Below are 26,062 nucleotides of genomic sequence, written 5' to 3' on the forward strand. Positions count from 1 at the left end.
ACATAAGGACGACATCTGCCGTTGCCAAGGCAAAGGGCGTTATCTGATGCGTTTTGGTGTAAAAACTATTCCAAGGCAATTCACGAAAAAGAGGCCGGATTTAAACCGGCGGCTGTGGATAGGCCGCACGGCCGAATAAAACCGCGATGGCATTCGCCAACTCAAGGTCGAAGCGCGGCAGAAAAAGATCGAAGGGGGCAAGCCTCGGCACGATACTCATGGCGCCTTCCGGAGAGGCTCGAGGGGGAACCAACGTGGCAATTTGCGGCAGGATCGCCATCGCCTGTTTTGCAATCCCTGGCGGCACCGCTGGAAAAAGCGCTGCCGCATCCGCAATGCCACCCGTCCTGCCCGCCGCAATATTGACCGGAAAAGCCGATGTGTTTTTCACAAGGAAACGATCGTCCCAGAGGCCCTGCCCACCAGCCTCGACTTGCAGTTCCGGCATATTCCGGTGCTCGCGGAAAAGATAAAGCCCGTCCTTTCGGCGATCGAGAAGAACGCGGCCAACCGTTATCCGCCCGTTCTCACCGGTTTTTAGAAACTGCAACACCCGATCCATGCTGCTGGCCGCCGGGAAATAGGCCCTTCCACCGAGATTTGCGATGAGCACCGCTAGCCCGTGCCGAAATTCGGGAAGATCGGGCATCAGGCCTTCAACTGACAATCTGGCGAGCGTGGCGTGAAAGACTTCTACGTTTTGTTGGAGAAAAAAGGCGGTTTTCTCGGAATATGCCTGTCGTTTGACGGCGGCCTGCGCATCAAACGGCGGCTGAGAGTCGGAAAGCGACTGCCGCACACGAACCCGCTCGTAGCGCGCGTTGTCATTACTCGGGTCGTCAAACCAGCCACGCGAGCGAGATAATACGAAATCGCGGATCTCCTGTCTTTCACAGGTCAGAAACGGCCGCATGATCCAGTGGCGTCCACCGTATAATACAGCATCCGCCATGCCGGCGAGGCCGAGATTTTCGCTGCTCCCGCTTCTGGCGGCACGCATCGCCACGGTTTCCCGCTGGTCGCCAAGAGTATGCCCCGTCACGATGAGATCAGCGCCAATGTCGCTCGCAACGTCGGCGATCAGACTATATCGGGCAAGACGAGAGGCTTCGGAAATGCCGGAAGCGGGTTTGGGGTCATCCCATCGGCGCACGGTATGCGGGATACCGAGTTCCGCGCAGAGCAGGGAGACCTTGTGAGCCTCATCAGCGGATTCCGCCCTTAGGGCATGGTCAACCGTGACGGCGGAAAGCCGCAACCGGTCGGGGTCTGCCTCCGCCCTCGCCTCATGCAGTGCCAGCAACAGACCGGTGGAATCGCTACCGCCGGAGATTGCGATGAGAATATGGACGGGTTTGCGAAGATTTTCGACGAAGGACCTAGCCGCAGCGAGCGGCGCAACCGTCTTTTCGTTCAAAATGCGGACATCAACCGGCATGGAAAGACCGCCGCCATGGCAGGAGCAAGATCAGCAGCTCAGCCGCTTCTGTTCGCTGGCAACCTTGTTCAGCACAGTCTTTGAAGCACTGGGATAACGCTTCGGCACTTCGCGCAGCGTGGCGCAGGCGGTCTCGGTGTTGTCCAGAGCTGCAAGCGACATGCCGAGCTTCATCAGCATTTCCGGTGCTTTCGGAGACTTGCCATAGGTCTGATGGCCGTTCAGGAAAGTCTTTGCGGCCTCGTTGAACTTGCCCTGCGAATATTGTGCCTCGCCCAGCCAGAAGCTGGCATCGGCGGCCTTGGTGCCCTTCGGGTAACCCTGGAGATATTGCTGGAACCCCTGCTCCGCCAGCTTGTAATCGCCGGAAAGAACATGGCCGTAAGCAGCCTGATAAATATCGCCCTCGCTGGTGAGTGCTGCGGTGTTGACCGGATCGGTCTTGCGCGAACCGTTGCCGGTGGTAACGCCCGGAAGACTACCGGAAGAATTATTGGCACCCTGGTTCAATGAGCCACCGATCGGCATGCCCTTGGAATCAAGCTCGATGGAGCCAAGCGTCGTCTCTCCCGGTGCACTCGTCGGCGCGTTCGCGGAAGCGGACGGCGAAACGGAAGCGCCACCCTGAGGTGGCGTTTCGATGATCGTTGCAACGTCGTCGCTCGGCGGAGCGGCCGGAGTGGCCTCCGCCTTCTTTTTCGGCGCGGTGGTACTCGCGCCTTTGCCGCCTTCCAGTTCCTGGAAACGGAATTCATTGTCTTCCTGCGCCTTGCGGATCGTTTCCTGCATCTGCAAAAGCTGGAAGCTCATTTCTTCGATACGGCCGTTGAGCTGCCGGATCTGTTCTTCAAGCTGCTGAACCTTATAGGCTTCATTGGCCTGAACCCGCACAATTGGGACCTGCTGAGAGTTGATCGTGCCGAAGCTACCCCCCGCACCGAACAGCGGACCCGAAACGGCTGTGCCGCTCAAGCCGGTGCAGGCTGCAAGCCCCAGCATTCCCGCCACGACAAGTTTCTTCATCTCATTTGCCCTGCCTTAAATGATTTGCACCGGAATGGCGCAAGCCGGATTTTTTCCATATCAACCGAAAAAGCAACTTAACTTCGGCCAAACTATGAAAAAAACGAAAGGCGGCCCATAGACCGCCTTCCATTCGAGATCACAAAAGCGTCAGGCGATTACATGCCTGCGCCACCGAGAACCGTCACAGCGCGGCGGTTCTGCGACCAGCAGGAAATGTCATCGCAAACGGCGACCGGCTTTTCCTTGCCGTAGGAGATCGTCTTCATGCGGCTTGCCGGAACGCCCTGGGACGCCAGGAAGTCACGGGTTGCAGCGGCACGACGGGCGCCGAGCGCCAGGTTGTATTCACGCGTACCGCGCTCGTCGGCATGGCCTTCGACGGTGATGGCGTATTTCGGGTAACGGGCAAGCCACTGTGCCTGGCGCTGAAGCGTCTGCTGCGCGTCTGCACGGATGGACGTCGAGTCCGTATCAAAGAAGATGCGGTCGCCAACATTAACCGTGAAGTCCTGCTGGGAGCCGGGCGTCGCAGAACCCGCACCGCCGAGACCGAGCTCACCGGCGCTATTCGGCATGTTCTTCTTGTTCGCGCAGCCTGCGAGAGCAAGAGCGAGCGTCATGGCGATAACAGCCGGATTACGGGCCAGTTTCTGCATCGGGCTGAGTGCCGAAGTGTGTGTACGGCTCATCGCCGGTCTCTCCTTGGGATTGCAATAACGTTGCCAGACACTAACGGATCGAGGTTAATAGCCGACAAACGCTTATGGTTAACAGAAAGGAAACGTCCCACTTTTTTGCTCCCTCACAACACTTTGCGGCAAGAAAGAGGCAGTTTCCCGTACGGCATATGTAAAAACATGACGGCGCCGGTTGGGCCGGCGCCGTCATGGCAGGCAATATCAGTCCAGAAGCGGCGACCAGGCCGGGTCTGAAGCGAAGGTGGGAGTCTTGATCAGCTGTTCGTTGTAGCCGGTCAAGTCGATCGAATAGAGCTGCGGACCGCCAGCACCAGCGTTCTGGCGGAAGAACATCAGCACACGGCCGTTCGGCGCCCATGTTGGGCCTTCATTATGAAAGCCGCTGGTCAGAATGCGCTCACCCGAACCGTCGGTTTTCATCACGCCAATCGAGAACTTGCCGCCCGATTGTTTTGTGAAGGCGATCAGATCGCCGCGTGGCGACCAGACCGGCGTGGAATACGACCCGTCGCCGAACGAAATACGCTGCTGTCCTGAACCATCGGCATTCATTACGTAAATTTGCTGACGGCCGCCACGGTCGCTTTCAAAGGCAACACGTTGCCCATCCGGGGAGAATGACGGTGCAGTATCGATCGCGGACGTGTTCGTCAGGCGCGTCGTGGTTCGTGAGCGCAGGTCCATGGTGTAGATATTGGCGTTACCATCCTGCTGAAGGCTCATGATGACCTTCTGGCCATCCGGCGAGAAGCGCGGCGAGAATGTCATGCCGGGGAAATTACCGACCACTTCGCGCTGTCCGGTTTCCAGCTGCAGCAGGTAAACGCGCGGCTGCTGGCCTTCAAACGACATGTAGGTGACTTCCTGACGGTTCGGCGAAAAACGCGGCGTCAGAACGATGTCGTTCGAATTGGTGAGGTTACGGACGTTGAAGCCGTCCTGGTCCATGATCGACAGCTGACGCTTGCGGGCTGTCTTCGGGCCGCTTTCGGAGACGAAAACGACGCGGGTATCGAAGTAACCCTTTTCACCGGTTACGCGCTCATAAATGGCGTCCGCGATGATGTGGGCGACACGGCGCCAGTTTTCCGGCTGCGTGAAGAACTGCTGCCCGGTCATCTGCTGGCCTGCGAAAGTATCCCAAAGGCGAAACTCCGCACGCAGACGGCCATCGCTTTCACGCGTCACGCGACCCGTTACGAGTGCCTGCGCGTTGATAACCTTCCAGTCCTCAAAACGCGGCTGCTGATCCGGGTTGGCGATTTTTTCGATGAAGGCACTCTTGTTGACTGGCGCAAACAGGCCGGAACGCTGCAGATCGGCAGCAATTACGGCCGATACCTGCGCGCCGATGCCGTCACCCGAGATGAAGTCGGTGATGGCGATGGGCAAGGGTTCGACGTTGCCCTTGTTGATGTTGATTTCCACCCGCGCAAAAGCCGGTGCGGAGAAAACCGACATAAGGGCCGCGACAGCGAGCACCAGCCGGATCGGCGAAAATATCTTCATGTTGCCAGGCCTTTCAGCATTCATAGCAATTCACTGGGATCGAAATTCACTACGACTTCGTTCCATGCATCATATTTGTCGGCAGGAAGGTTCGTGAACGGAGCAGAACGCATGATGGCGCGATAGGCACCACCGGAAAGGGCGCGACGCGTTCCCTCGGAACCACCCGTTGCTTCGATCTCGGGCCGGCCGATGATGGATCCATCACGGTCAAGCTTCATGGTGACCCGAACGCGAACGTCCGAAGCATCCGCCATGCCGGGAATGATCTGCCAGTTTTTCTGGATTGCGCCACGCAGCGCATCCATTTCCGTCTGGCTGAGCGTCGAACCGCCCGTGGTCTTTTTGCCGCCAAGCGATGCCTGCTGGGTGGAGCGCTTTGCACCACCGCCGGAGGGCGCCTGCTTGTTCAAAAGCGCGGCAACATCGTCAGCGTTAAAATCGCTTTCCTTCGACGAAGCGGATTTCGCCGTTTCCTGCTTTTTCTCACCCGGCTTCTTGTCGGAAGGCTTGTCCGTGGACTTTGCCTGGTCGGGCTTGGTCTCTGCAGGCTTCTCAGCGGGCTTCTGCTCGGCAGGTTTGGTCTCAGCCTGTTTCGGCACTTCCGGCTTCGGCGGCTCCGGGCGGGAATTCGGGCGCGGCACATTCGGCGGCACGGGAATTTCGGCCGGTTCCTGTTGCACCGGGGGCGGCTCTTCCGCTTTCGTTTCCTGCGGCGGCGGCTCCGTCTTCGGTTGCGGCGCGATCTCGGGCTTGGTCTGCGGCAAGGCGGCCATTTCCTGCGGCTTCGGAGCCGAGGTCTCTTCCTTGACGATTTCCTTCACCTCGTTCGCCTTGGTGTCGACAACCGGCTGCGGCTTTTCCTGCTTTGGCGGAGCGGCCGCACTGATATTGTCGTTCGGCTTTGTAGTAGGCGTCGGCGGCGCTTCTATATCGGCCACGTTGTTGCCGACATTCTGAGCGTTCGGAACGATATCCGGACGTGTAGTCGGAACCGGGGCCGACTTTTCCGCCTTCGGCGCGTTCTTGTCGCCTTGCTGGATCTGGCTCAATTCCTCGATTGGCACAAGCTCCACAGGCAGGGCCTCAGCCTGCGACACGTCAAGAGGCTCCGGCGAGCCCAGGGAAACGAGGGCGAAAGCCAGAAGCGATGCGTGCACGATCGCGGATGTGGTAAGGCTGCCCTTCATCGCTGACGTCAATTATCCTGTCTCTGCTGGGTCACAAGGCCGATATTCTTGAAGCCCGCTGCCTGGATACGCGCCATCACGTCGGCGACGACGCCGTAGGCGGCAACGGAATCCGCGCGCACGAAGATGCGTTCGTTATAACCTGTCGTGGCGATTGCCTGCAGCTTGTCGGCCACCTCGGCCGCCTGGATTTCCGTTTCCTGCAAATGGATCTGGCCATTGGCATTGACGGAAATCGTGATCGGCTGCGTATCCGAATTCAGCGCGTTGGCAGATGTCTGCGGCAGGTCGATCGGAACGCCGACCGTCATCATCGGTGCGGCCACCATGAAAATGATGAGCAGCACGAGCATGACGTCAACCAGTGGCGTCACGTTGATTTCGCTGATCGCGCCGCCCCTGCGACGTCCGCCGCGCCCACGGCGTCCACCGGAACCGCCGCTGCTGCCACCTGCTGACATACCCATAACATCTACTCCATTTTGCCTTGCGGCAAATTACTGCGCGGCGCGCTTATTGGGCTGCCTGCCGCGTCTGAAGTTTTTCATCGATCTGGCGCGACAAGATCGCGGAGAACTCGTCGGCGAAACCTTCCATACGAGCGGAAAGCTTGTGCGCGTCAGCCGTGAACTTGTTGTAGGCGATAACCGCCGGAATAGCCGCGACAAGACCGATGGCCGTTGCCAGAAGCGCTTCGGCGATACCCGGCGCCACGACCGCAAGGTTGGTGGACTTCGAACCGGCAATCGCCTGGAACGAGGTCATGATACCAACGACCGTACCGAAGAGGCCGATGAACGGACCGGCAGAACCGATCGTCGCCAACGAACCGAGGCGAGCCTCGTATTGTTCGCCTTCACGAGCAATCGTCACGTCCATTGCCCGGTCGATACGCATTTGCAGACCGATGGGTGAACGGGCGCCGCGTTCAAATGATTTCTTCCACTCCCGCATGGCGGAAACGAAAATTGCCGCGAGACCAACATTCTGGCGTTCTGCCAGAGTGCGGTAAAGCTCTTCGAGCGACTGGCCAGACCAGAAGACCTGTTCGAACTGGTCGAACTGGCGCTTTGCCTTGCCGAAGCTTACGTATTTGTCGAAGACGATCGCCCACGTCCAGACCGAGGCGGCGATAAGTCCAATCATCACGAACTTCACGATGAGGCCCGCCTGCATAAACAGCGCCCAGAGACTTACATCGTGCGTCGCCGCTGCCAAACCTGCCTGTTCCATAAATATCCAATCCCCGAATCCAAACGCCCGGTACGGGACCGGGCGATTCAAACGCGTGTTAACGCTCGAAGCTATGCAGCAACAGCCGCAAACCCCTTTGCCATACCCCGATACTTGCCAGTAAGCCTTACTTGCCAATAAATTTGGTGAAAGGAAGGCGTGCGCCGCACAAATGCCAGTTGCTAAAGTAAGACACCATTATGGTTAAAGGAGTGTTACAACCGCGCCACGTCTGATGGATTTACTGGACCAGCCCCGAACTTACTTCAGGAATTTTTCGGCCACCGTCTCCGGAAGGCGCCTTGGCCGGCCATTGGCATTGATGACGGCGATGATGACCTTGGCGGCAACAAGCAGCGTTTCGCCGCGCCGGATTTCCTGATTGAGCACCATTTTTGCGCCCCCGGCCTTTTCGGTAAGGGTGGTGATCGTCAACACATCATCCATCCGGGCCGGGCTCTTGAAATCGATCTCCATACGATGGACGACGAAAACGAGACCCTCCTCGTCGGCGGTCAGGAGTGCGCTTTGCTCGCAGCCGAGGCAACGCAGGTAGTCGGTTCGACCGCGCTCGAGAAAATGCAGATAGCGCGCGTGATAAACGAGGCCGGAAAAATCCGTGTCCTCATAATAGACCCGCTGCGTCAGGCGGTGCCCATGTTCGATGAGTTCGCCGGAAAGCGAAACCACAAGCTCGCTCATGATATCTCCTTGGAAAGTTCGGCCGCACCTGAACGACCTTCGCGGACGATAAGATGCTCGTGGCGCTGAGGCAGCATCTCGATGCGCTCAGCAATGAAACGGGGTCTGAGATCGTGTTCAAGCAGCGCGGAAGGCTGCGCGGGCAGCCAGCGGAACTCCACCTCGACGCCATCCAGCACGCGATGCACTATATCGCTTTCATGGAACGGCAAAGGCTGGCGCAGCGAAACCAGATAATAAAATGCCAGTTCATGCGCGGCATAATAATCATAGGCGAAAAAATTCTCCGCCGACCAGAGAAGACGCTCGACGGCGCAATCCCGGTCAAGCTCCTCGCCGATCTCGCGGATGATGGTCTGCTCGGAGCTTTCACCGATTTCCGCCCGACCGCCCGGCAGGGCCCAATAGCTATCCTTGGCGCCACGCTGGACGAGAAGATAGTTGTCGTGGAAAATCAACGCCGCCACACGCATGCTGAACAGCTGCGGCTTGCGGTCCAGCCGGATCATATGGCGCTCAGCGGCAGAAGTCATTTGGCGTCCAGGTCGCCGTCATACCAGACAAGGTGTCTTGTGGTCTCAGGCAGGTGTTCTATCTCATCCGCGATGAAATAGGGCGGAATATCGAGTTCGGTCAATGCATCACGGGTGGCAGCGACCCAGCGAAACTCAAGCTCGTTATCGCCATCCTGAACGCGGTGAATGATATCCGTCGGGTGAAAGGCAAGGGTCTCCGGCAAATCCATCAGGTAATAGAAACCGAGTTCGTGCCAGTCCTTACCCTCATAATGGAAAAAATTCTCGACCGCCCATAAAAGCCGCCCGACCTTCGCTTCGACGCCAAGTTCCTCGACCATTTCGCGCGCCAGCGTTTCTTCGGAACGCTCGCCCATTTCGGCGCGGCCACCTGGAAAGGTCCAGAATTTCTCATGGGACGCGCGGTGCACCAACACGTGGCCATCCCGAAACGCCAGCCCCGCAACGCGCATCTGGAAAATGCGTTTCGGCTTGAATTTCATGCGGATACGGGTGTCCTGCACCGTGGTGTCTTGCGTCATTAACTGAACCTGCTGGCTGGAAACATCAAATCGGTTTCCGTCCACCCTAACGCATCCATCTCGGCTTTTCTCGCCTTTGCGTCGTCTCCCACAATGAATTCATCCAGTTGTGGCGGCTTGATCATAGTGCCGGACAACATGGCATGCACCTGCCCGCGATGATGCGTCTGATGCTGGAAGAGATGGGACAACACATCATCGCAGCGATCCTGCTGGATGCGTGTTCCACGATGAATATTGACGATGGCAGCGAGGCCGTCCTCATCCAGCATGTCGACAAAATCGATCAGTTCTTCGTCCAGTTTCGCTTGGGCAGCATGCAGCTCCGCCATGGTGGCGAAAGGCTCTTCCTCTTCAAAAGCGGCAAGGCCGAGCGCCCCGCCCTTAATCGCGTCGATATAAAAAAGGTCAACGGTGTAGATGTGGTTCAGGGTCGCCCGAAGGGTTGGAAAGAAGCTGACGCGAGCGGCCACGAATTCCTCCTGCAACAGCTGAAGACAAGCCTGATGCAGCCTTAAATTAGCCAGCCGGTTGTTGCGCGCGAGTTTGCGGAAAACCCGCATCGGATCGTAGGCCATCGACGTCCCTTCTCATGGCGCCTGATAACGGCGCTTTTCAATCGACGTGTTCAAGCTCGGACTTGCTCTTCAGAACCTTCGCCCCATCTTCCTGCTCGATAAGATAAGCGGGTTCGTCCTTGCTGGCCTTGCGCTTTATCGTGGAACCGGAAATCGTTTTTTCGACATCATCAGTAAACGTCTCGACGATTTTTCCTTCGCCGGTTCCGTTGCCCCATTTCCAGCGAACCTTCGTACCCTTGCGATATCCAGACATCATCATTTCCTGACCAAAGAAAATCAAATGCGAAAGCGCCGGGCTTGTTCCCTCAATCCTCTTCCAGCGTCAGCCGGAATTGCGCCGCCTCGAGATCTTTAGGCGGCTGCATGCCCAGATGTTTCCAGGCAGTGCCGGTCAGAACGCGGCCGCGCGGCGTGCGCTGGATGAAACCCTGCTGGATCATGTAGGGTTCTATGATGTCTTCGATCGCATCACGCGGCTCCGACAAGCCAGCGGCGATGGTCTCGATACCAACAGGGCCGCCGCCGAAATTGACCGCGATCATGGTCAGATAGCGCATGTCCAGCTGATCGAGACCCATTTTGTCGACAAGCAACCGCGTCAGCGCTTCGTCGGCAATCTCACGGGTGACGGCTTCCGCCCGTGCCACCTCAGCGAAATCGCGAACCCGGCGCAAGAGCCGTCCGGCGATGCGCGGCGTGCCGCGTGCACGCCTTGCTATCTCGCGTGCGCCATCGTCGGTCATGTTCAGACCCATCAGCCGCGCGCCGCGCCGAACGATCAGCTCCAGCTCATCGACAGTGTAGAAGGCCAGACGGACAGGAATGCCGAAGCGGTCGCGCAGCGGCGTTGTCAACAAACCAAGACGCGTGGTCGCGGCAACGAGGGTGAACTTGGAAAGATCGATCTTCACCGAGCGGGCCGCAGGCCCCTCACCGATGATGAGGTCGAGCTGGAAATCCTCCATTGCCGGATAGAGAATTTCCTCGACTGCCGGGTTGAGACGATGGATTTCATCGATGAAGAGCACATCGCGCTCCTCGAGATTGGTCAAAAGTGCGGCAAGGTCGCCAGCCTTGGCGATCACTGGTCCGGAGGTGGACTTGAAGTTGACGCCAAGCTCCTTTGCCATGATCTGCGCCAGCGTGGTTTTGCCGAGACCGGGAGGCCCGACGAACAACACATGGTCCAGCGCCTCGCCACGGTTCTTTGCCGCCTCGATAAACACCTTGAGATTGGCGCGAGCCTCGGCCTGGCCGGTAAAATCGTCCAGCGACTGCGGGCGCATTGTGGTGTCGATATCTTCACCGCGCTTGTCCGCCGAAATCAGTCTGTCCGCATCGCTCATAGAGGGCATTCCATTGTTCTAAACCAATTCAAGAGATGGTCTTCGCCGCTATATCACGACTGTCGCACGAAGGCGCTTCACGAAATTCAGCATCGCACCCGGCTTCGTTCGCTTGCTGCGCGCAGCTTAGCGTGAAAGTTCGCGCAGGCCGAGCCGGATGAGTTTGGCACTGTCGCCGCCCTCCCCGCCGTTCTTCAGCGCGGCCGCAACGGCATTTGCGGCCTGATCGCGTGAATAGCCGAGATTGGTGAGCGCCGACACGGCATCCGCCACCGGCGCGGAGGCCACACCCTCGCCAAGTTCCTGCTTGAGTCCGATGGAAGCCGAAGCTTCTCCTGCAAAGGCAGGCGCCTTGTTGCGAAGCTCGGTAACGAGGCGCACCGCCACCTTCGGCCCTACGCCCGGCGCACGTGAAATCATCACCTTGTCCTGCAGCGCTATCGCATTGGCGAGTTCAGAAGGCGACAGGGTAGACAAGACGGCCAGCGCCACTTTCGAACCGACCCCCTGCACGCTCTGCAGCAGATTGAACCATTCCCGCTCAAGTGCCGACAAAAAGCCGAACAGCCTCAACTGGTCTTCGCGCACATAGGTTTCGATGAAGAGGACGACCGCTTCACCAGCGGAACCTATTTTTGAGAGTGTGCGCGCCGAGCAATAGGCGACGTAACAAACGCCGTGCACATCCACCAGCACGTAATCCGTGCCGATTTCCTCGATGGTGCCTTTAAGTTTTCCGATCATGATGCCGCCCGCTGCAATGAGACTTCAATATTCAACCGGCTGCCAATAGCCGCGCCATCCTGTCGCCGCCGCGATTATGGGCGTGGCAGATTGCGATCGCCAAGGCGTCCGCCGCATCGTTACCCTTGAATTCTGCTTTCGGCATCAGGATTTTCAGCATCATGTGGATTTGCTGCTTTTCGCCGTGCCCAACACCTATGACGGCTTTTTTGACCGCGTTCGGCGCATACTCGAAAACAGGCAACCCTGCCCGCGCCGGAACCAGCATGGCAATGCCGCGCGCCTGACCGAGCTTCAGCGTGGCGACAGCATCCTTGTTTACGAACGTCTGCTCCACCGCCGCCTCATCGGGTTGATAGCTGTGAACAGTATCCGCCAGCCCATCATGCAGCTGGCACAGGCGGGAGGCGAGATCCATATCACCATCCGATGTCACCGTGCCGGAAGCGACAAACCGAAGGCTGTTGCCGAAGGTTTCGATGACACCCCATCCGGTGCGCCGCAACCCGGGGTCGATACCGATGATTCGAATCGTCTTTTGCATAAGCCACCCTATCTTTTCGGCTGCGACCCTGCCAGCGATAAGTGAACAAAACGACAACATTGATCAAATTTGCAGTGCAGCATTTACCTCTGCTTAAACCGCGTACCGCATTGTTCCCGCACAAAATCAAAAAAGGGGAGCTGCGGACATGATGATCCGCAGCGCAATATTTTCGCCATATCAGCCATCCGGTGGCGCCATCAATGCATGGTGCGGGAAGTGATACGGCATTGAGGGCTGCATCGGCCATGCTGAACCGTTTTCATTCCATATCCACCAAAGTGCTCGTGATTTTCCTTGCGCTGATGACGATCTCGACCGGGGCTCTCACGCTTCTCGGCTATCAAAGCAGCAGCGGCGTTCTCGAGGAACAGGCGTCGAAATCCATGGAGAGCATTCTCGTCTTCAGGGGCGATATGCTGCAGGAACGCCTTGAGCAGCTTGAAACGCAGGCGGATTCCATCGCCAAGATCGAATCCCTGCAAATGGCGGTAGTTTCCATGCGCAGCGGCTGGGGCACCGTGCAGAAGAGTTCCGGCGACGCAAAGGCGGAACTGCAACGCGTCTTCGTCAAGGAGAACCCCTACGGAGAGAAAGAAAAGCTCATCAAGCCCGAAAATCCGAGCGGCTTTTATTATTCCACCCATGAAAAAACCCAGACGGATATCGGCGGCTACCTCAAGGGAACCCCATTCAGCGATGTTCTATTCATCGATCCGGCCGGCACGGTTTATTACTCCTATCTGAAAGGACCGGCTTTCGGGGAAACCGTCACGGGTGGCGCCTGGGCGGATAGCGGCCTTGGGGCTGCTTTTGCGCGCGGAGCCACCAACGCAGGAAAAGCCGTGAACGACGTGGCGCAGACGAGTTTCTCCGGTCTGCGCATCGACGCCGCGACTAAAGAGGCCGGCATCTATTTCGGTATTCCGGTAGTCAAATTCGGTGCGTTCAAGGGCATCGTTCTCTTCCGCGTCAAACAAGAGGTCTTCAGCCAGATCCTCGCGAAAGGCATCTCCGCCGGCAGCTCCGAACAATCCGCGATCGTTTCCGCCGATGGCAAGGTTCTGGGCGTGGATGGCAACGGTCTCGTCAGCCTTAATCCGGCAATCTATGCCTTCCATGCACAAGCACTTAATACGTCCGGCATGACGATTGCCAAGATCAACCGTCCGGACGGCGAAGCCAATGCCTATGCCCGCGCCTTCTCGTTTGCCGGTGAAAAATACCTCGCGGTGGAAAGCATGTTGCGCAGCGAGTTGAACGCCGGTTCCATTTCGATTGCCGGCACGTTAGCCGTCATCGGCCTTTGCGTTCTGGCAGCCATGTGCGCGGCAACCGCCTTTTTTGCACGGCGCCTGTTCGCACCGCTGGAGAAGCTGGCCGGGCTGACTGGCGAAGTGGCGGCAGGCCGTCTCGATGCCGAGATCGGCAATCAGGACCGCAAGGACGAGATCGGCCGCATGGCGCGCGCGCTTGGCAGTTTCCGTGAAAAACTCATTTTGCAGCGGGAAATGGAAGCGACCACGTCCCGCACGCGCGAGGAAGCCGAAACGGCACGCCGCGCACATCTTGCGGAACGAGAGGCCGAGGCCGGCACGCTGCAAATGGTCGTGCGTTCTCTTGACGAAGGGCTGGATCGACTGGCAAGCGGCAATCTCGCCTATCGCATTGAGACTGTCTTCCCAGACGATCTTGAAAGTCTGCGCCACAACTTCAATACGGCGCTTGCAAGGCTCAGCGAGACCATGCAGGCCATCGGCGGCAATTCCGCCGCCGTTCGCGGCGGCTCGGAGGAAATGCGGGTAGGTGCAGACCAGCTCGCTGAGCGCACTGAACGGCAGGCCGCCTCCATTACCGAGACGGCAAGCGCCATCAAGGCAATCACCGAAGCCGTCCGCGACCAGATCGAACGTGCCGAACAGGCAACACGGATCGCCCGCGACGCCAGTACGCAGGCCACTGCGTCCAGCCACGTCATGGAGCAGACCATCGCCGCCATGGAAGCGATCCAGACCTCGTCGCGCCAGATCAACCAGATCATCGGCGTTATCGATGAAATCGCCTTCCAGACCAACCTTCTCGCCCTGAACGCAGGTGTGGAAGCCGCGCGTGCGGGCGAGGCCGGCAAGGGTTTTGCCGTTGTGGCGCAGGAGGTGCGCGAGCTGGCACAACGCTCGGCCGCCGCCGCAAAAGAAATCACCAGCCTGCTGAAGCGCTCCACCGACGAGGTTTCCACCGGCGTGGCACTGGTCGAAAAGGCGGGGGCCTCGCTAACCGGCATCGGCAAGCACGTGCAGACCATCAGTTCCCGCATCGAAGAGATCATGGAATCCACCCGCGAGGAGGCGCATACGCTTGCTGAAATCAACAGCACCGTCACCAGTCTCGACACCATGACCCAGCAAAACGCCGCCATGGTGGAGGAGACGACGGCGGCCATTCACAATCTCGCTTCCGAGGCGGGAGAGATGGACGGCAGGCTCGGACAATTCGTGCTCGCTTCCGACCGGCAACCTCCAGACCATCGCGAAACCCGGCAATTCCGTCGAGCGGGCTAAAAAAATGAAAAGGGGCCTCTTTCGAGGCCCCAATTTTTTTGAACCATCCTTCAATTCTGCGCGACTTCTATGGTAAATCGGGACACGCGCCTTACATCCGCATCAAAGACAGAATTTGTGTAGGAGCGTTGGATGATCCCCTTTTCCATTCTCGACCTTTCGCCAATCGGCGAAGGCGAGAGCGTCAGCCAGGCGCTTGAAAATTCTCGCCGCATGGCGATCAAGGCTGAAGACCACGGTTACAACCGCATCTGGCTTGCGGAGCACCATGGCATGCCTGGTATTGCGAGCGCAGCCACATCGCTCGTGATCGCCCATGTTGGTGCCGCCACGAAACATATTCGCGTCGGTTCAGGCGGCATCATGCTGCCTAACCACTCCCCGCTCGTCATTGCCGAACAATTCGGCACGCTGGCGGCACTGTTGCCTGGCCGGGTCGATCTCGGACTTGGCCGCGCGCCGGGAACCGATATGCGGACGGCAAGGGCGCTGCGCCGCAATCTTGATGCCGGTGCGGAGAACTTCCCGCACGACATCATCGAGCTCCAGCAGTACCTTGGCCAGCCCCAGCAGGATCAGGCGATCCTTGCCGTGCCCGGCATGAATTCGCACGTGCCGCTCTGGTTGCTTGGCTCAAGCACCTATAGCGCGCATCTGGCAGCGGCACTCGGCCTGCCCTATTCCTTTGCGTCGCATTTTGCGCCTGACATGCTGATGGAGGCGATCCATATCTATCGCGAGCGCTTCCAGCCCTCTGCGACGCTGGACAAGCCCTATGTGATGGTTGGAGTGATGGGAGTCGGCGCCGATACCGACGAGGAAGCGCAATATCTCTTCACCTCGTCACAGCAGCAATTCGTCAACCTGCGCCGCAATGTACGCGTCCCGTTCCCCAAGCCGGTTCACAGCATGGACGACCACTGGAACGAGATGGAGCGTTTTTCGGTGGAACATACCTTGCGTTTCGCCGCCGTCGGCTCGCCTGAAACAATCGGACGCCACCTCGACGGCTTCCTCGCCGAAACGCAGGCCGACGAACTGATCGTCTCGATGCCGATCCACAATATCGAAAAACGGCTGCGATCCGTGGAGATCTTCGCCGATGTGCGGACCTCCATCAGGAAGGCCGCCTAAACAAAAAGCCCCGGAGCGATGACGCTGCCGGGGCTTTTTTTAGTCTGAACCGTCAGGCGGAAAGCTTGGCGAGAATTTCTTCCGAAACTTCGAAGTTGGAATAGACGCTCTGCACGTCGTCATCGTCTTCGAGATTGTCGATGAGCTTCATCAGCGACTGCGCCTTTTCCTCATCCACCGGCACCGTGTTCTGCGGCTTCCAGATGGCCTTGACGCTTTCAGCTTCGCCGAGCACGCCTTCCAGCGCCTTGGAAACCTCGTTCATCGCCTCGAAACCGCAGATGATGGTGTGACCGTCCTCAGAAGATTCGACATCGTCGGCACCAGCTTCGATAGCCGCTTCCATGACCTTGTCGGCATCGCCGACTTCGGCCTTGTAAGTGATCTCACCGACGCGGTCGAAGGAGAAGGAAACCGATCCGGTTTCGCCGAGTGCGCCACCAGCCTTGGTGAAGATGGAGCGGACGTTGGAGGCGGTGCGGTTGCGGTTGTCGGTCAAGGCCTCGACGACGACCGCGACGCCACCCGGGCCGTAACCCTCGTAACGGACCTCATCGTAGTTTTCGCTGTCTGCACCGGAAGCTTTCTTGATCGCGCGCTCGATATTGTCCTTCGGCATGGACTGGGCCTTGGCGTTCTGAATTGCCAGGCGCAGGCGCGCGTTCATGTTCGGGTCGGGCATGCCCGCCTTTGCCGCAACGGTGATTTCACGCGCAAGCTTGGAAAACATTTTGGACCGAACGGAGTCCTGCTTGCCCTTGCGGTGCATGATGTTCTTGAACTGTGAATGACCAGCCATGGAAAACCTGATTGTCTTAATTTGGAGATTGCGGGCCTTATAAGTGCGATATGCCCGCCGTTCAAGCCCGCAAGCGCTTTCTCTTGGCCGCAAGAATATAAGGAACTGATTTATCCGCTTTTCGTTTTGACAATGAAAGCGGAAGAGCGGGACATTTTTCACCCTCCCGGTCGCCGCAGCAAACCCAACGGAGGAAACACATGGTCAGCCTGACTGAAGCAAGAGAAAACCCTGCCCGCCAGCTCTGGGATGAGGTCAATTCGGTCCATGCCGGCATGCTTGGCCTCGAGGGCCTGCACAATCATATGCAGCCGATGGCGCCGCACGCCGACCCCAAGACCAACACGATCTGGTTTTTCTCCAAGAAAGACACCGATCTCGTCAAAACGCTGAAGCCGGGTTCGCGGGCTCATTTTTGTGTCGTCGGCAAGGACCATGATTATCACGCCTGCCTCTCGGGTGTGCTCGAGGCGCGCGACGACAGGACAAAGATCGAAGAATACTGGAACTCCGTCACCGCAGCCTGGTACGAGCACGGTAAGAGCGATCCGCAACTGACGATGCTGGCGCTGCATGTTGACGACGCGGAAATCTGGGCCTCGACTGACAGCACGCTAAAATTCGGCTGGGAAATCGCCAAGGCCAATATGTCCGACGATAAAATGCCTGATGTCGGCGTTCGCCAGCACCTCGCCTTCGCCTGAGATACCGACTCCCCCGACTTTCCTCGCCGGTCGCTTTACTACATGCCTTTTGGCACCAGTATCTGCGGCTGGCGGGGAAGGTTCCTCATTGAGACCCGGATGATCGCATCTTTTGCGTAGGCGATCTGGAAGCTTTCCCCAAACATCGTCAAAAACTGCTCCAACGGCGGCCCGGTGCGGTGCATGGGCAAGATCAATGCGGAGCGCAGGCGCTTGACCACGCGGCTCATGCTGTCGGCCCCCATCGTCAAACCACCATCCACTGGAACCATCAGCACATCCAGACGACCAATTTCGGCATAATGCTTGTCCGTCAGTTCGTGATGCAGATGGCCGAGATGGCCGATACACAGCCCCGCGACCTCGAAGATGAAAATGGAATTGCCGTTTTCCTGAAAGGATTCGTAATCGCCCCAGCGGTTGCGAATGTCAGTCGCGACGTTGCGGATATAGACATCACCAACCAGAAGCTTGTGCTCGGCCTTTTCTCCGGGCGTATCGCTCCAACCGTGCAGCACATGCTGAATGGCCGGATCCGGACTGAGAGTGAAATGCGTCATATGCGCCCGGTTCATCGTCACCACTGTCGGCGTGACCGGTGGGCGATAGACACCATTATAATCTGTGGCGATCGTCACGCCGCCAGGACTTTCGATGAGATAGGTGGAATGGCCGATGAAGCTGATCTTCACCTCTTCCTTAGCCGTGGCCTGCGCCAGCTGGGCACCTGCCGGTTTGAAGCTGGCGAACATGACGCCGGGAATGTTGCGGGCGATTGCCTGGCACTGGCTAACGGGAGGGCGGCTTCCAGCCTGGGAAAAGGCCGCTCCCGCGCACGCAACCAGTCCGGCCATTGCAAGCATTAGCACGCGCAGCATCATGCCACTCCCTCGAACTTGCGAAGAAAGGAAGATGAGGCAGGTTTTGCAGGGCGTCCAGCGCCAACAGCGGCGGAACGCTCACGATCTCGTCATTGTGAACGGATGATGAGCGCTAGAAGCCGGAAGCTCACGCCCAGAAGGACGGGAGGGTTTCGGAGAGCCTCGGGCCAATTCGCAGCGGTGCGATCTTTTCCGCAAGGCCGGTCCGGTCGGAAATCTCGACGCCGACGCCGCAGATCGTCGCAGGTCCACTGGCGGCTTCGAAACGGCCCTTCGGCATTTTGGAAATGAAGCGGTTGATCGGCTCTTCCTTTTCCATGCCAAGCGAGCTGTCGTAGTCACCGCACATGCCGGCATCCGACATATAGGCCGTGCCACCGTTCAAGATCTGGGCGTCAGCAGTCGGAACATGGGTGTGGGTGCCGACGACGAAGCTTGCGCGTCCATCAACGAAATGACCGAAACACTGTTTTTCGCTCGTCGCTTCCGCGTGGAAATCGAAGATGATGGCGTCGGCCTGCTCCTTCAGCGGGCAGGCAGCGAGAATGTTCTCCGCCGATTTGAAGGGATCGTCCAGTTCCGGATGCATGAAGACCCGGCCCATGATGTTGGCGACAAGCACACGCGCGCCGTTGCGGGCGTAAAAGATGCCCGAGCCCTTGCCCGGCGTACCATCGGGATAATTGGCTGGCCGCAGGAACTGGTCATGGCGCTCGCAGAAGGAAACCGCCTCCTTCTGGTCCCAGACATGGTTGCCGGTCGTCACCACATCCGCACCGGCATTGATGGTTTCGAGATAGATATCCTCGGTGATGCCGAAACCACCGGCGGCGTTTTCGCCATTAACGATGACGAAATCGAGCTTCAGATCGGAAATAAGCCCGGGCAACCTGTCCCAGACAGCCGTGCGTCCGGTCTTGCCAACCATATCTCCGAGAAAAAGAAGCCTCATTCACCCGCCCCGATCTTGCGCATGTTCCTAAATTCCGTCCCCTCTAACGGGTAATCCATCTTTTAAAAAGTGCTAAAGCGCCTTTTTCCCATCGGTCATCAACGGCTAAGCCGAAAACCAGCGCAGGCCACTCTCCGTCAGAACCGCCTGAAGCGGCACGTCATGCGGCTCCGCCGGCACGGATGGCACTTCCTGACAATCAAATGCGACGCCGATGAGAACGGGCGCTCGGCCTTTGCCGTGCAATCTCGCAATCGCGCGATCATAATGACCCGCGCCATAACCGATACGCTGACCCTGCCCGTCAAAGACGGAAAGCGGGACGAGCAGAATATCCGGATCGAGAACTTCTGCGTCCTCTGCCGGACCGGTCGTGCCGAAGCCCGTCTTCACCAGCGGTGCATCCGCATCAAAGGCGCGGAAAACGATGGTCTCCCGGTTCAGCACAACGGGAAGGGCGAGGCGCCCGCCTCTTGTCCGCAGTGCCTCCATCAGCGGCCGAATATCGGCCTCTGAACGGATGGGCATGAAACCGGAAATAACGGCACCTGGCGAGAACGGAATGGCAGATGCACCATATGCCGTCATCGCCTCGCTTTTTTGCTGACGCTCGGCTTGTGGCAACGCATCACGCGCGGCAAGCCTTTCGCCGCGCAGCCTTGCTTTTTCGGCGATATCGCCGGACATCAGGCAGCCCGGCTCACGAGCACCTTGTCGATACGGTGTCCATCAAGGTCTATAACCTCAAAACGCCAGCCGTTGCGGGTGATGTGTTCGCCCAGTTCCGGCAGGCGACGGAACTCGTCAAGCACCAGACCGGCAACGGTCTCGAACTCGGCGTCTTCGTCGATCTGGAAGCCCATGCGGTAAGCGAACTCGTCGGCGGGCATCCAGCCGGCAACGAGGAACGAACCGTCCTCGCGCTCGACGATCGCCGGCTCCTCGTCATTGTCTTCCTGGAAGGCACCTGTGATTGCTTCCAAGACGTCGCCAGAGCTGACGATACCTTCGAAATGGCCGTATTCGTCATAGACCAGCACCATATGTACGGTGGAACGGCGCAATGACTGGATGACATCGACAGCGCTCGTCAGATCCGAGACGACGGGAACTTCGCGCAGAAGCTCGCGCACGTTCAGCTCCTTGCCGGATGCCAGCGCATCGAAAGCGTCCTTGGCGAAAAGCACGCCCAGAATTTCATCGGAGGCGCCGTTGCGCACGGGCAGGCGGGAACGCTGCGTTTCCCGAAGCTGAACGCGGATTTCTTCCGCACTGTCTTCAATATCGACGACTTCCACGTCGCGGCGCGGCGTCATCAGGCCACGTGCATTACGGTCGGCAAGGCGCATGACGCTGGTGATCATCGCCGATTCCTCGGTTTCGATGACGCCGGCGCTATGAGCTTCCGCCAGAACCGTGCGGATTTCGTCATCCGTGACCGATGCATTAGACGTGCCGCTATGGCCGAGAAGCGCAAGGATGGCCTTGCCAGATTTGTCGAGAAACCAGACCAGCGGCGCGCCGACCTTGGAGAGCATCACCATGGTGGGTGCAACACGGGCAGCGATCTTTTCCGGATCGCGCAGCGCAATCTGCTTCGGCACCAGTTCGCCGACGATCAGCGACAGATACGTGATGGCGACGACCACGGAGCCCACGCCCAACGCATCGGCAACCCGATCGGGGACGCCCTGCACCGACAGCCATGCCGTGAACCGGGCGCCGAGGGTGGCACCGGAAAACGCACCGGAGAGAACGCCGACCAGCGTGATGCCGATCTGCACCGTGGAAAGAAAGCGTCCGGGATTTTCGGAAAGACCGAGCGCCATCGTGGCGCCCTTGCTGCCGTGCGCGGCAAGCACCTTGAGCCTCGCCGGTCTGGAGGAGACGACGGCAAGCTCGGACATGGCAAGCACACCGTTCAATACGGTGAGCAGGACCACGATCATAATTTCAGTAAACAAGTTTAGCTCTTTGGGCTGTTGAACGGCACGTCGCGGTTTTGGCCGCAGCGCCCTCTTTCAAAAAAAAGGGCATGACAGACATACCAATTGAGATAATAGGGAATTGTTCCGCCATTGCAATGACAGCAGCATAAAAAAGCCGTCTCCGGCAGCAATGAAAAATAACTGTCGACACTATATGAGTCAGAAGAAGAATCGGGGAGTGACCCGAAGCTTCAAGTGCGATCCACGGCGACCGATGGAGATTTACGATCCTGGGTGCCTACAAATGTAGGTGGGCGCCATGTGTCCAGCCCCACGGGACTGGCCAGGGACAGCTCCCTTTGGATCGAGTATGGCCCCAGGGATTGTGGTTCCTGTCGGGAAGCGCAGAACGCCTCTTACATATAGGACGTATCCAACCAAACCACCAGAGGGCCACGAACGAATTTTGTTGCTGGAAAGCTTTGCCGGCGATCAATGCGCCGCAGGCTTTGGCCGCGCCAGGAGTTTTTCGGTAATACCGTTCAGACGGTCGGCCAGATCGCTGATGGCAACGGCAACCATCTCGTCCGATCTTGCCTTGTGTTCGGCCATACCGTCGCGGTTGCGAGAAAGGGACGCTATTTCCCCCTCCAGCTTTTCGATCTTGCGGTTGAGCTCGGAAAGTTCGTCCATCACCATGATGCCCGACATGACGGTCAAGCGCAGATCACCGATTTCGCCGAACTGGCTCTTTAGATGCCCCACATAACGGTCAAAACGGGTAGCGAGATCGGTCAGGTGCTCTTCCTGCCCTGCCTCGCAAGCCATGCGGTAGGCCTTGCCGTCGATCATAACAGTAACTTGCGCCATGAAACCGCTCCCTATCGATCCAGCACCGCGCGAATCGTCTCCATCGCCGTCACCAGACGGCGGGAAACCTCGCGGTTGACTTCTTCGAGACGATTGGCGCGAAACTCGGCCTGGTCCAGCTCGTGCGCGAGCCTTGCGCGATCGACATGGACCCGCTTGACCTCGTTATCGATTTCGCCCGTCTCCCTTTGCCGTTCGATACGCATATCGATGGCATTTTCGAGATTTGTGATGGCAGCGCTCAGCTCCGTCACCGCAGATTGTACGGTCTTCTCAGCCGACATCGTTTTTTCCAACTCGCAAGTAACCGGCCGAATCGTCCGGTTTCAGGCCTTTTCAACATCCAAGAGGTTATTACCCGATTTATCATCACGTCAATCAAACCAGTGCATTGAGGCGTTTTGCTCTGTGGATGAACGAGGAAACGGCGACACATATCGCACGATTTTTCTCGAGACACCCGTTTTGCTAAACGATTTTTATCCTTGAGAGAACCGCAATTGCCCGTGGATTTATTGACTTGCCTGCCTCACCTGCTATGGATCAACCCGCTTTTTGGATAGTTGCGTAAAACTATCTCCCTTCACCCGGAAACAGACGGAAAAGCCATGATTTCTCGCGACAAACACGACCGGATGGCCAATGCAATCCGCTTTCTTGCCATGGATGCAGTAGAGAAGGCCAACTCCGGCCATCCCGGCCTGCCGATGGGCGCAGCTGATGTCGCCACTGTTCTTTTCACCCGCTTTTTGAAGTTCGATCCCAAGAGCTCGCTGTGGCCGGATCGTGACCGCTTCGTGCTGTCTGCGGGCCATGGTTCGATGTTGCTTTACTCGCTGCTTTATTTGACGGGCTACGAGGACATGACGATCGACGAGATCAAGCGTTTCCGTCAGTTCGGCTCCAAGACTGCCGGCCATCCCGAATATGGCCACGCGACCGGCATCGAAACGACGACCGGCCCGCTCGGCCAGGGCATCGCCAACGCCGTTGGCATGGCAATCGCCGAACGCAAGCTGGAAGAAGAATTCGGCTCCGATCTGCAGAACCACTTCACCTATGTGCTGTGTGGCGACGGCTGCCTCATGGAAGGCATCAGCCATGAAGCCATCGCGCTTGCCGGCCATCTGAAACTCAACAAGCTCGTTCTTTTCTGGGATGACAACAACATCACCATCGACGGTGAAGTTGGCCTTTCCGACAGCACCGACCAGATCGCCCGCTTCCAGGCTGTTCACTGGAACACCATACGCGTCGACGGCCATGATCCGGATGCGATTGCCGCCGCGATCGAAGCTGCACATAAATCCGACCGCCCGACCTTCATCGCCTGCAAGACCGTGATCGGTTTCGGCGCACCCAACAAGCAGGGCACCCACAAGGTTCACGGCAACCCGCTGGGCGCCGAAGAAATCGCCGCCGCCCGCAAGAGCCTCAACTGGGAAGCCGAAGCTTTCGTCATTCCGGAAGACGTACTGGATGCATGGCGTCTCGCCGGCCTGCGCTCGACCAAGACCCGTCAGGACTGGGAAGCCCGTCTCGAAGCCACCGAAGCCGGCAAGAAGGCCGAATTCAAGCGCCGCTTCGCCGGCGATCTGCCCGGCAACTTCGACAGCGCGATCGATGCCTTCAAGAAGAAGATCATCGAGAACAACCCGACCGTTGCGACCCGCAAGGCCTCGGAAGACTCGCTTGAAGTCATCAACGGCATTCTGCCGGAAATGATCGGCGGCTCTGCCGACCTGACGCCGTCCAACAACACCAAGACCAGCCAGATGAAGTCCATCACCCCGACGGATTTCTCCGGCCGTTACCTGCATTACGGCATCCGCGAACACGGCATGGCTGCAGCGATGAACGGTATCGCACTGCATGGCGGCCTGATCCCCTACGCCGGCGGCTTCCTGATCTTCTCGGACTACTGCCGTCCATCGATCCGTCTGGCTGCCCTGATGGGCATCCGCGTCGTCCACGTTCTGACGCATGATTCCATCGGCGTCGGCGAAGACGGCCCGACCCACCAGCCGGTGGAGCAGATCGCCGCGCTGCGCGCAATCCCGAACCTGCTCGTCTTCCGCCCGGCGGATGAAACCGAGACGGCGGAATGCTGGCAGCTGGCGCTTGAGCAGAAGCATCGTCCTTCGGCGCTAGCGCTAACCCGCCAGAACCTTGCGCCTTCGCGCAAGGAATACGAAGAAAAGAACCTTTCCGCTTACGGCGCCTACGAACTCGTATCCGCAAGCGATGCCAAGGTTTCGATCTTTGCATCCGGCTCGGAAGTGGAAGTAGCGCTCAAGGCCGCAGCGACGCTGAAGGACAAGGGCGTTTCCGCCCGCGTCGTTTCCGTTCCCTGCTTCGAGCTCTTCAAGGAGCAGCCGGAAACCTACCGCAACGCCATCATCGGCAAGGCTCCGGTCAAAATTGCGGTGGAAGCCGCCATTCGCCAGGGCTGGGATTACTTCATCGGCTCCGACGGCGCTTTCGTCGGCATGCATTCCTTTGGTGCGTCCGCGCCGGCGAAGGATCTCTTCAAGCACTTCGGCATCACGGCGGAAGCTGTCGTCGCCGCAGTCGAGGCAAAACTTGCATGAGGGCTTCCCAAGCCCTCACATTCCGCAAAGACCAAGCACATATCTTGTTCGGGAGACTATAAATGACTGTAAAAGTTGCCATTAACGGCTTTGGCCGCATCGGCCGCAATGTTCTGCGTGCCATCGTCGAATCCGGCCGCACCGATATCGAAGTCGTTGCCATCAACGACCTCGGCCCGGTTGAAACCAACGCCCACCTGCTGCGCTACGATTCGATCCACGGCAAGTTCCCGGCAGATGTGAAGGTCGAAGGCGACACGATCATCGTTGGCGGCGGCAAGCCGATCAAGGTTACGGCCGTTCGCGATCCAGCAACGCTGCCGCACAAGGAACTGGGTGTCGACATCGCGCTCGAGTGCACCGGCATCTTCACCGCCCGCGACAAGGCCGCTGCACACCTGACGGCAGGCGCCAAGCGCGTCATCGTTTCCGCTCCTGCTGACGGCGCTGACCTCACGGTTGTCTTCGGCGTCAACGACGATCAGCTGACGAAAGACCATCTGGTCATTTCCAACGCGTCCTGCACCACCAACTGCCTCGTGCCAGTTGTGAAGGTTCTCGATGACGTCGTTGGCATCGATCACGGCTTCATGACGACGATCCACTCCTACACCGGCGACCAGCCGACGCTGGACACCATGCACAAGGATCTGTACCGCGCCCGCGCCGCAGCCCTTTCCATGATCCCGACCTCGACGGGTGCAGCCAAGGCCGTTGGCCTCGTTCTGCCACACCTCAAGGGCAAGCTGGACGGTACGTCGATCCGCGTTCCGACCCCGAACGTTTCGGTCGTCGATTTCAAGTTCATCGCCAAGCGCGACACGACGGTTGAGGAAGTCAACGACGCAATCAAGTCCGCTTCCAACGGCAAGCTGAAGGGCATTCTCGGCTACACCGAGGAGCCTTTGGTCTCCCGCGACTTCAACCACGACAGCCACTCCTCGATCTTCGCGATCGATCAGACCAAGGTCATGGAAGGCAAGTTCGTGCGCGTTCTTTCCTGGTACGACAACGAGTGGGGCTTCTCCAACCGCATGTCGGATACGGCCGTCGCATTTGCGAAGACCATCTGAACAGGCACCAAGTTCGCGAATTACGAAAAACCGGCAGGCGCAATCCTGCCGGTTTTTCTTTGCCAAAAAATTGCCGGCGGACGAGGGACCCGCCGGCATCGCTCCTGAAGCAAGGCGGGCGCTTCGGATCGAAAACCATCGCCCGGCAAGAGGCACATGAGACCAAGCCGACCAAGTCTGATGAGCTGCACAGCCCGTTATTTCCTGTTGTTGATGATAATCTGATCCGAACTGCTACCGCTCCAGATCGTATCGAAAGTCTGTTGCCTCAAATCGCTTTGCTGCATGGAAAGCTTCATCATGCAGTCAGCGAAATCACGCGAACCTTCAGGGTAACCAAACACCCGGCAACGCTCGCGTTGGGCGGCCATGTTTTCAGCCGTCTGTTCCGTGCTAGAACAGCCCGAAACAATTGGGCCGACCGCCAGCAAGGCAATAAATATAGTAATGGATTTCCGTTTCATCCGATCGCTCCGGTCATGGTGAAAGCAACTCGGACGCGAC

General features: G+C 58.4%; 28 protein-coding genes and 1 other RNA gene. 5 read left to right on the forward strand and 24 right to left on the reverse strand.

Annotated elements, in window-relative coordinates; genetic code table 11:
* Positions 1–100: 100 nt before the first annotated feature.
* From tilS to ruvC, 15 genes are all read right to left on the reverse strand, one after another.
* Positions 101–1,438 carry a tRNA lysidine(34) synthetase TilS gene (tilS, locus tag F617_RS0107240; protein ID WP_019564897.1) on the reverse strand — a complete coding sequence of 446 codons (1,338 nt, stop codon included), beginning with the start codon at positions 1,436–1,438 and terminating at the stop codon, positions 101–103.
* A gap of 30 nt (positions 1,439–1,468) precedes the next feature.
* Positions 1,469–2,461, reverse strand: coding sequence for a tol-pal system protein YbgF (gene ybgF / locus F617_RS0107245; RefSeq protein ID WP_019564898.1), 993 nt, complete (start codon positions 2,459–2,461; stop codon positions 1,469–1,471).
* 158 nt (positions 2,462–2,619) lie between these two features.
* Complete coding sequence (gene pal / locus F617_RS0107250; RefSeq protein ID WP_003511386.1) at positions 2,620–3,153, reverse strand: peptidoglycan-associated lipoprotein Pal; 534 nt, start codon at positions 3,151–3,153, stop codon at positions 2,620–2,622.
* A 210-nt stretch (positions 3,154–3,363) separates the two neighbouring features.
* Positions 3,364–4,671, reverse strand: coding sequence for a Tol-Pal system beta propeller repeat protein TolB (tolB, locus tag F617_RS0107255; protein ID WP_003511387.1), 1,308 nt, complete (start codon positions 4,669–4,671; stop codon positions 3,364–3,366).
* 20 nt (positions 4,672–4,691) lie between these two features.
* A complete protein-coding gene (locus F617_RS0107260; protein ID WP_013761817.1) occupies positions 4,692–5,861 on the reverse strand; it encodes a hypothetical protein in 1,170 nt (389 codons plus the stop codon).
* Positions 5,862–5,869: 8 nt separating this feature from the next.
* A complete protein-coding gene (gene tolR / locus F617_RS0107265) occupies positions 5,870–6,328 on the reverse strand; it encodes a protein TolR (RefSeq protein ID WP_019564899.1) in 459 nt (152 codons plus the stop codon).
* A gap of 46 nt (positions 6,329–6,374) precedes the next feature.
* Positions 6,375–7,094: a protein TolQ gene (gene tolQ, locus F617_RS0107270; RefSeq protein ID WP_003511390.1), complete on the reverse strand. Its 720-nt coding sequence runs from the start codon at positions 7,092–7,094 to the stop codon at positions 6,375–6,377.
* A gap of 261 nt (positions 7,095–7,355) precedes the next feature.
* Positions 7,356–7,796 (reverse strand): tol-pal system-associated acyl-CoA thioesterase, encoded by a 441-nt coding sequence (gene ybgC, locus F617_RS0107275; RefSeq protein WP_003511391.1) that lies wholly within the window; start codon positions 7,794–7,796, stop codon positions 7,356–7,358.
* Positions 7,793–8,329, reverse strand: coding sequence for an NUDIX hydrolase (locus tag F617_RS0107280; protein WP_019564900.1), 537 nt, complete (start codon positions 8,327–8,329; stop codon positions 7,793–7,795). The genes ybgC and F617_RS0107280 overlap by 4 nt, the downstream gene beginning before the upstream one ends.
* Complete coding sequence (locus tag F617_RS0107285; protein ID WP_019564901.1) at positions 8,326–8,853, reverse strand: NUDIX hydrolase; 528 nt, start codon at positions 8,851–8,853, stop codon at positions 8,326–8,328. Before F617_RS0107285 ends, F617_RS0107280 begins: the two co-directional genes overlap by 4 nt.
* The gene (locus tag F617_RS0107290) at positions 8,853–9,431 is read right to left on the reverse strand and encodes a DinB family protein (protein WP_019564902.1); all 579 of its coding nucleotides are present in this window, start codon (positions 9,429–9,431) and stop codon (positions 8,853–8,855) included. Before F617_RS0107290 ends, F617_RS0107285 begins: the two co-directional genes overlap by 1 nt.
* 37 nt (positions 9,432–9,468) lie before the next feature.
* Positions 9,469–9,687, reverse strand: a complete 219-nt coding sequence (locus tag F617_RS0107295; protein ID WP_075807662.1) for a DUF2945 domain-containing protein — start codon at positions 9,685–9,687, stop codon at positions 9,469–9,471.
* A gap of 52 nt (positions 9,688–9,739) precedes the next feature.
* Entirely contained in the window at positions 9,740–10,780 is a 1,041-nt protein-coding gene (ruvB, locus tag F617_RS0107300; RefSeq protein ID WP_003511396.1) for a Holliday junction branch migration DNA helicase RuvB, read from the reverse strand.
* Positions 10,781–10,906: 126 nt separating this feature from the next.
* Positions 10,907–11,524, reverse strand: coding sequence for a Holliday junction branch migration protein RuvA (ruvA, locus tag F617_RS0107305; RefSeq protein ID WP_003511397.1), 618 nt, complete (start codon positions 11,522–11,524; stop codon positions 10,907–10,909).
* A 31-nt stretch (positions 11,525–11,555) separates the two neighbouring features.
* Positions 11,556–12,068 (reverse strand): crossover junction endodeoxyribonuclease RuvC, encoded by a 513-nt coding sequence (gene ruvC, locus F617_RS0107310; RefSeq protein WP_003511398.1) that lies wholly within the window; start codon positions 12,066–12,068, stop codon positions 11,556–11,558.
* A 248-nt stretch (positions 12,069–12,316) separates the two neighbouring features.
* On the opposite strand from ruvC, the gene F617_RS0107315 reads away from it, so the two are divergent.
* Positions 12,317–14,626, forward strand: coding sequence for a methyl-accepting chemotaxis protein (locus F617_RS0107315; RefSeq protein WP_019564903.1), 2,310 nt, complete (start codon positions 12,317–12,319; stop codon positions 14,624–14,626).
* Between the two features lie 132 nt (positions 14,627–14,758).
* The gene (locus F617_RS0107320) at positions 14,759–15,760 is read left to right on the forward strand and encodes an LLM class flavin-dependent oxidoreductase (protein ID WP_019564904.1); all 1,002 of its coding nucleotides are present in this window, start codon (positions 14,759–14,761) and stop codon (positions 15,758–15,760) included.
* A 52-nt stretch (positions 15,761–15,812) separates the two neighbouring features.
* On the opposite strand, the gene F617_RS0107325 is transcribed toward F617_RS0107320, so the two are convergent.
* On the reverse strand, positions 15,813–16,559 hold the full coding sequence (locus F617_RS0107325; protein WP_003497595.1) for a YebC/PmpR family DNA-binding transcriptional regulator: 747 nt from the start codon (positions 16,557–16,559) through the stop codon (positions 15,813–15,815).
* Between the two features lie 200 nt (positions 16,560–16,759).
* Here F617_RS0107325 and F617_RS0107330 point away from each other — a divergent pair, with 200 nt between their 5' ends.
* Positions 16,760–17,263 (forward strand): pyridoxamine 5'-phosphate oxidase family protein, encoded by a 504-nt coding sequence (locus F617_RS0107330; RefSeq protein ID WP_003511401.1) that lies wholly within the window; start codon positions 16,760–16,762, stop codon positions 17,261–17,263.
* A gap of 38 nt (positions 17,264–17,301) precedes the next feature.
* Here the strand turns inward: F617_RS0107330 and F617_RS0107335 are convergent, their stop codons facing one another.
* The 7 genes from F617_RS0107335 to F617_RS0107360 all read right to left on the reverse strand — a co-directional run bounded on the left by F617_RS0107335 (position 17,302) and on the right by F617_RS0107360 (position 22,178).
* Positions 17,302–18,144, reverse strand: coding sequence for an MBL fold metallo-hydrolase (locus tag F617_RS0107335; protein ID WP_013761825.1), 843 nt, complete (start codon positions 18,142–18,144; stop codon positions 17,302–17,304).
* Between the two features lie 127 nt (positions 18,145–18,271).
* A complete protein-coding gene (locus F617_RS0107340; protein ID WP_003511403.1) occupies positions 18,272–19,096 on the reverse strand; it encodes a TIGR00282 family metallophosphoesterase in 825 nt (274 codons plus the stop codon).
* Between the two features lie 105 nt (positions 19,097–19,201).
* Positions 19,202–19,783, reverse strand: coding sequence for a 5-formyltetrahydrofolate cyclo-ligase (locus F617_RS0107345; protein WP_003511404.1), 582 nt, complete (start codon positions 19,781–19,783; stop codon positions 19,202–19,204).
* A complete protein-coding gene (locus F617_RS0107350; protein ID WP_003511405.1) occupies positions 19,783–21,045 on the reverse strand; it encodes a hemolysin family protein in 1,263 nt (420 codons plus the stop codon). Before F617_RS0107350 ends, F617_RS0107345 begins: the two co-directional genes overlap by 1 nt.
* Positions 21,046–21,279: 234 nt before the next feature.
* Positions 21,280–21,438: non-coding RNA, 6S RNA (gene ssrS / locus F617_RS27725), on the reverse strand.
* Between the two features lie 78 nt (positions 21,439–21,516).
* Positions 21,517–21,894 (reverse strand): cell division protein ZapA, encoded by a 378-nt coding sequence (locus tag F617_RS0107355; RefSeq protein ID WP_003511406.1) that lies wholly within the window; start codon positions 21,892–21,894, stop codon positions 21,517–21,519.
* 11 nt (positions 21,895–21,905) lie between these two features.
* A complete protein-coding gene (locus F617_RS0107360) occupies positions 21,906–22,178 on the reverse strand; it encodes a DUF4164 domain-containing protein (RefSeq protein WP_003511407.1) in 273 nt (90 codons plus the stop codon).
* A 324-nt stretch (positions 22,179–22,502) separates the two neighbouring features.
* On the opposite strand from F617_RS0107360, the gene tkt reads away from it, so the two are divergent.
* Positions 22,503–24,485 (forward strand): transketolase, encoded by a 1,983-nt coding sequence (tkt, locus tag F617_RS0107365; RefSeq protein WP_019564906.1) that lies wholly within the window; start codon positions 22,503–22,505, stop codon positions 24,483–24,485.
* 62 nt (positions 24,486–24,547) lie between these two features.
* The gene (gap, locus tag F617_RS0107370) at positions 24,548–25,558 is read left to right on the forward strand and encodes a type I glyceraldehyde-3-phosphate dehydrogenase (protein ID WP_013761830.1); all 1,011 of its coding nucleotides are present in this window, start codon (positions 24,548–24,550) and stop codon (positions 25,556–25,558) included.
* A 197-nt stretch (positions 25,559–25,755) separates the two neighbouring features.
* On the opposite strand, the gene F617_RS0107375 is transcribed toward gap, so the two are convergent.
* Positions 25,756–26,022, reverse strand: coding sequence for a hypothetical protein (locus F617_RS0107375; protein WP_019564907.1), 267 nt, complete (start codon positions 26,020–26,022; stop codon positions 25,756–25,758).
* Between the last annotated feature and the right edge of the window lie 40 nt (positions 26,023–26,062).

The sequence above is a fragment of the Agrobacterium sp. 10MFCol1.1 genome, assembly GCF_000381165.1.
Lineage (GTDB): Bacteria > Pseudomonadota > Alphaproteobacteria > Rhizobiales > Rhizobiaceae > Agrobacterium > Agrobacterium tumefaciens.

Coding starts and splice junctions, on each gene's coding strand:
- F617_RS0107325 (WP_003497595.1), bottom strand. CDS start 16,559: ATGGCTGGTCATTCACAGTTCAAGAACATCATGCACCGCAAGGGCAAG.
- F617_RS0107285 (WP_019564901.1), bottom strand. CDS start 8,853: ATGACGCAAGACACCACGGTGCAGGACACCCGTATCCGCATGAAATTC.
- F617_RS0107335 (WP_013761825.1), bottom strand. CDS start 18,144: ATGATGCTGCGCGTGCTAATGCTTGCAATGGCCGGACTGGTTGCGTGC.
- F617_RS0107295 (WP_075807662.1), bottom strand. CDS start 9,687: ATGTCTGGATATCGCAAGGGTACGAAGGTTCGCTGGAAATGGGGCAAC.
- F617_RS0107375 (WP_019564907.1), bottom strand. CDS start 26,022: ATGAAACGGAAATCCATTACTATATTTATTGCCTTGCTGGCGGTCGGC.
- F617_RS0107320 (WP_019564904.1), top strand. CDS start 14,759: ATGATCCCCTTTTCCATTCTCGACCTTTCGCCAATCGGCGAAGGCGAG.
- F617_RS0107350 (WP_003511405.1), bottom strand. CDS start 21,045: ATGATCGTGGTCCTGCTCACCGTATTGAACGGTGTGCTTGCCATGTCC.
- F617_RS0107290 (WP_019564902.1), bottom strand. CDS start 9,431: ATGGCCTACGATCCGATGCGGGTTTTCCGCAAACTCGCGCGCAACAAC.
- tolB (WP_003511387.1), bottom strand. CDS start 4,671: ATGAAGATATTTTCGCCGATCCGGCTGGTGCTCGCTGTCGCGGCCCTT.
- F617_RS0107330 (WP_003511401.1), top strand. CDS start 16,760: ATGGTCAGCCTGACTGAAGCAAGAGAAAACCCTGCCCGCCAGCTCTGG.
- F617_RS0107355 (WP_003511406.1), bottom strand. CDS start 21,894: ATGGCGCAAGTTACTGTTATGATCGACGGCAAGGCCTACCGCATGGCT.
- F617_RS0107340 (WP_003511403.1), bottom strand. CDS start 19,096: ATGAGGCTTCTTTTTCTCGGAGATATGGTTGGCAAGACCGGACGCACG.
- ybgF (WP_019564898.1), bottom strand. CDS start 2,461: ATGAAGAAACTTGTCGTGGCGGGAATGCTGGGGCTTGCAGCCTGCACC.
- F617_RS0107360 (WP_003511407.1), bottom strand. CDS start 22,178: ATGTCGGCTGAGAAGACCGTACAATCTGCGGTGACGGAGCTGAGCGCT.
- gap (WP_013761830.1), top strand. CDS start 24,548: ATGACTGTAAAAGTTGCCATTAACGGCTTTGGCCGCATCGGCCGCAAT.
- tolR (WP_019564899.1), bottom strand. CDS start 6,328: ATGGGTATGTCAGCAGGTGGCAGCAGCGGCGGTTCCGGTGGACGCCGT.
- F617_RS0107280 (WP_019564900.1), bottom strand. CDS start 8,329: ATGACTTCTGCCGCTGAGCGCCATATGATCCGGCTGGACCGCAAGCCG.
- F617_RS0107345 (WP_003511404.1), bottom strand. CDS start 19,783: ATGTCCGGCGATATCGCCGAAAAAGCAAGGCTGCGCGGCGAAAGGCTT.
- ybgC (WP_003511391.1), bottom strand. CDS start 7,796: ATGAGCGAGCTTGTGGTTTCGCTTTCCGGCGAACTCATCGAACATGGG.
- tkt (WP_019564906.1), top strand. CDS start 22,503: ATGATTTCTCGCGACAAACACGACCGGATGGCCAATGCAATCCGCTTT.
- F617_RS0107260 (WP_013761817.1), bottom strand. CDS start 5,861: ATGAAGGGCAGCCTTACCACATCCGCGATCGTGCACGCATCGCTTCTG.
- tilS (WP_019564897.1), bottom strand. CDS start 1,438: ATGCCGGTTGATGTCCGCATTTTGAACGAAAAGACGGTTGCGCCGCTC.
- ruvC (WP_003511398.1), bottom strand. CDS start 12,068: ATGCAAAAGACGATTCGAATCATCGGTATCGACCCCGGGTTGCGGCGC.
- tolQ (WP_003511390.1), bottom strand. CDS start 7,094: ATGGAACAGGCAGGTTTGGCAGCGGCGACGCACGATGTAAGTCTCTGG.
- pal (WP_003511386.1), bottom strand. CDS start 3,153: ATGAGCCGTACACACACTTCGGCACTCAGCCCGATGCAGAAACTGGCC.
- ruvA (WP_003511397.1), bottom strand. CDS start 11,524: ATGATCGGAAAACTTAAAGGCACCATCGAGGAAATCGGCACGGATTAC.
- ruvB (WP_003511396.1), bottom strand. CDS start 10,780: ATGAGCGATGCGGACAGACTGATTTCGGCGGACAAGCGCGGTGAAGAT.
- F617_RS0107315 (WP_019564903.1), top strand. CDS start 12,317: ATGCTGAACCGTTTTCATTCCATATCCACCAAAGTGCTCGTGATTTTC.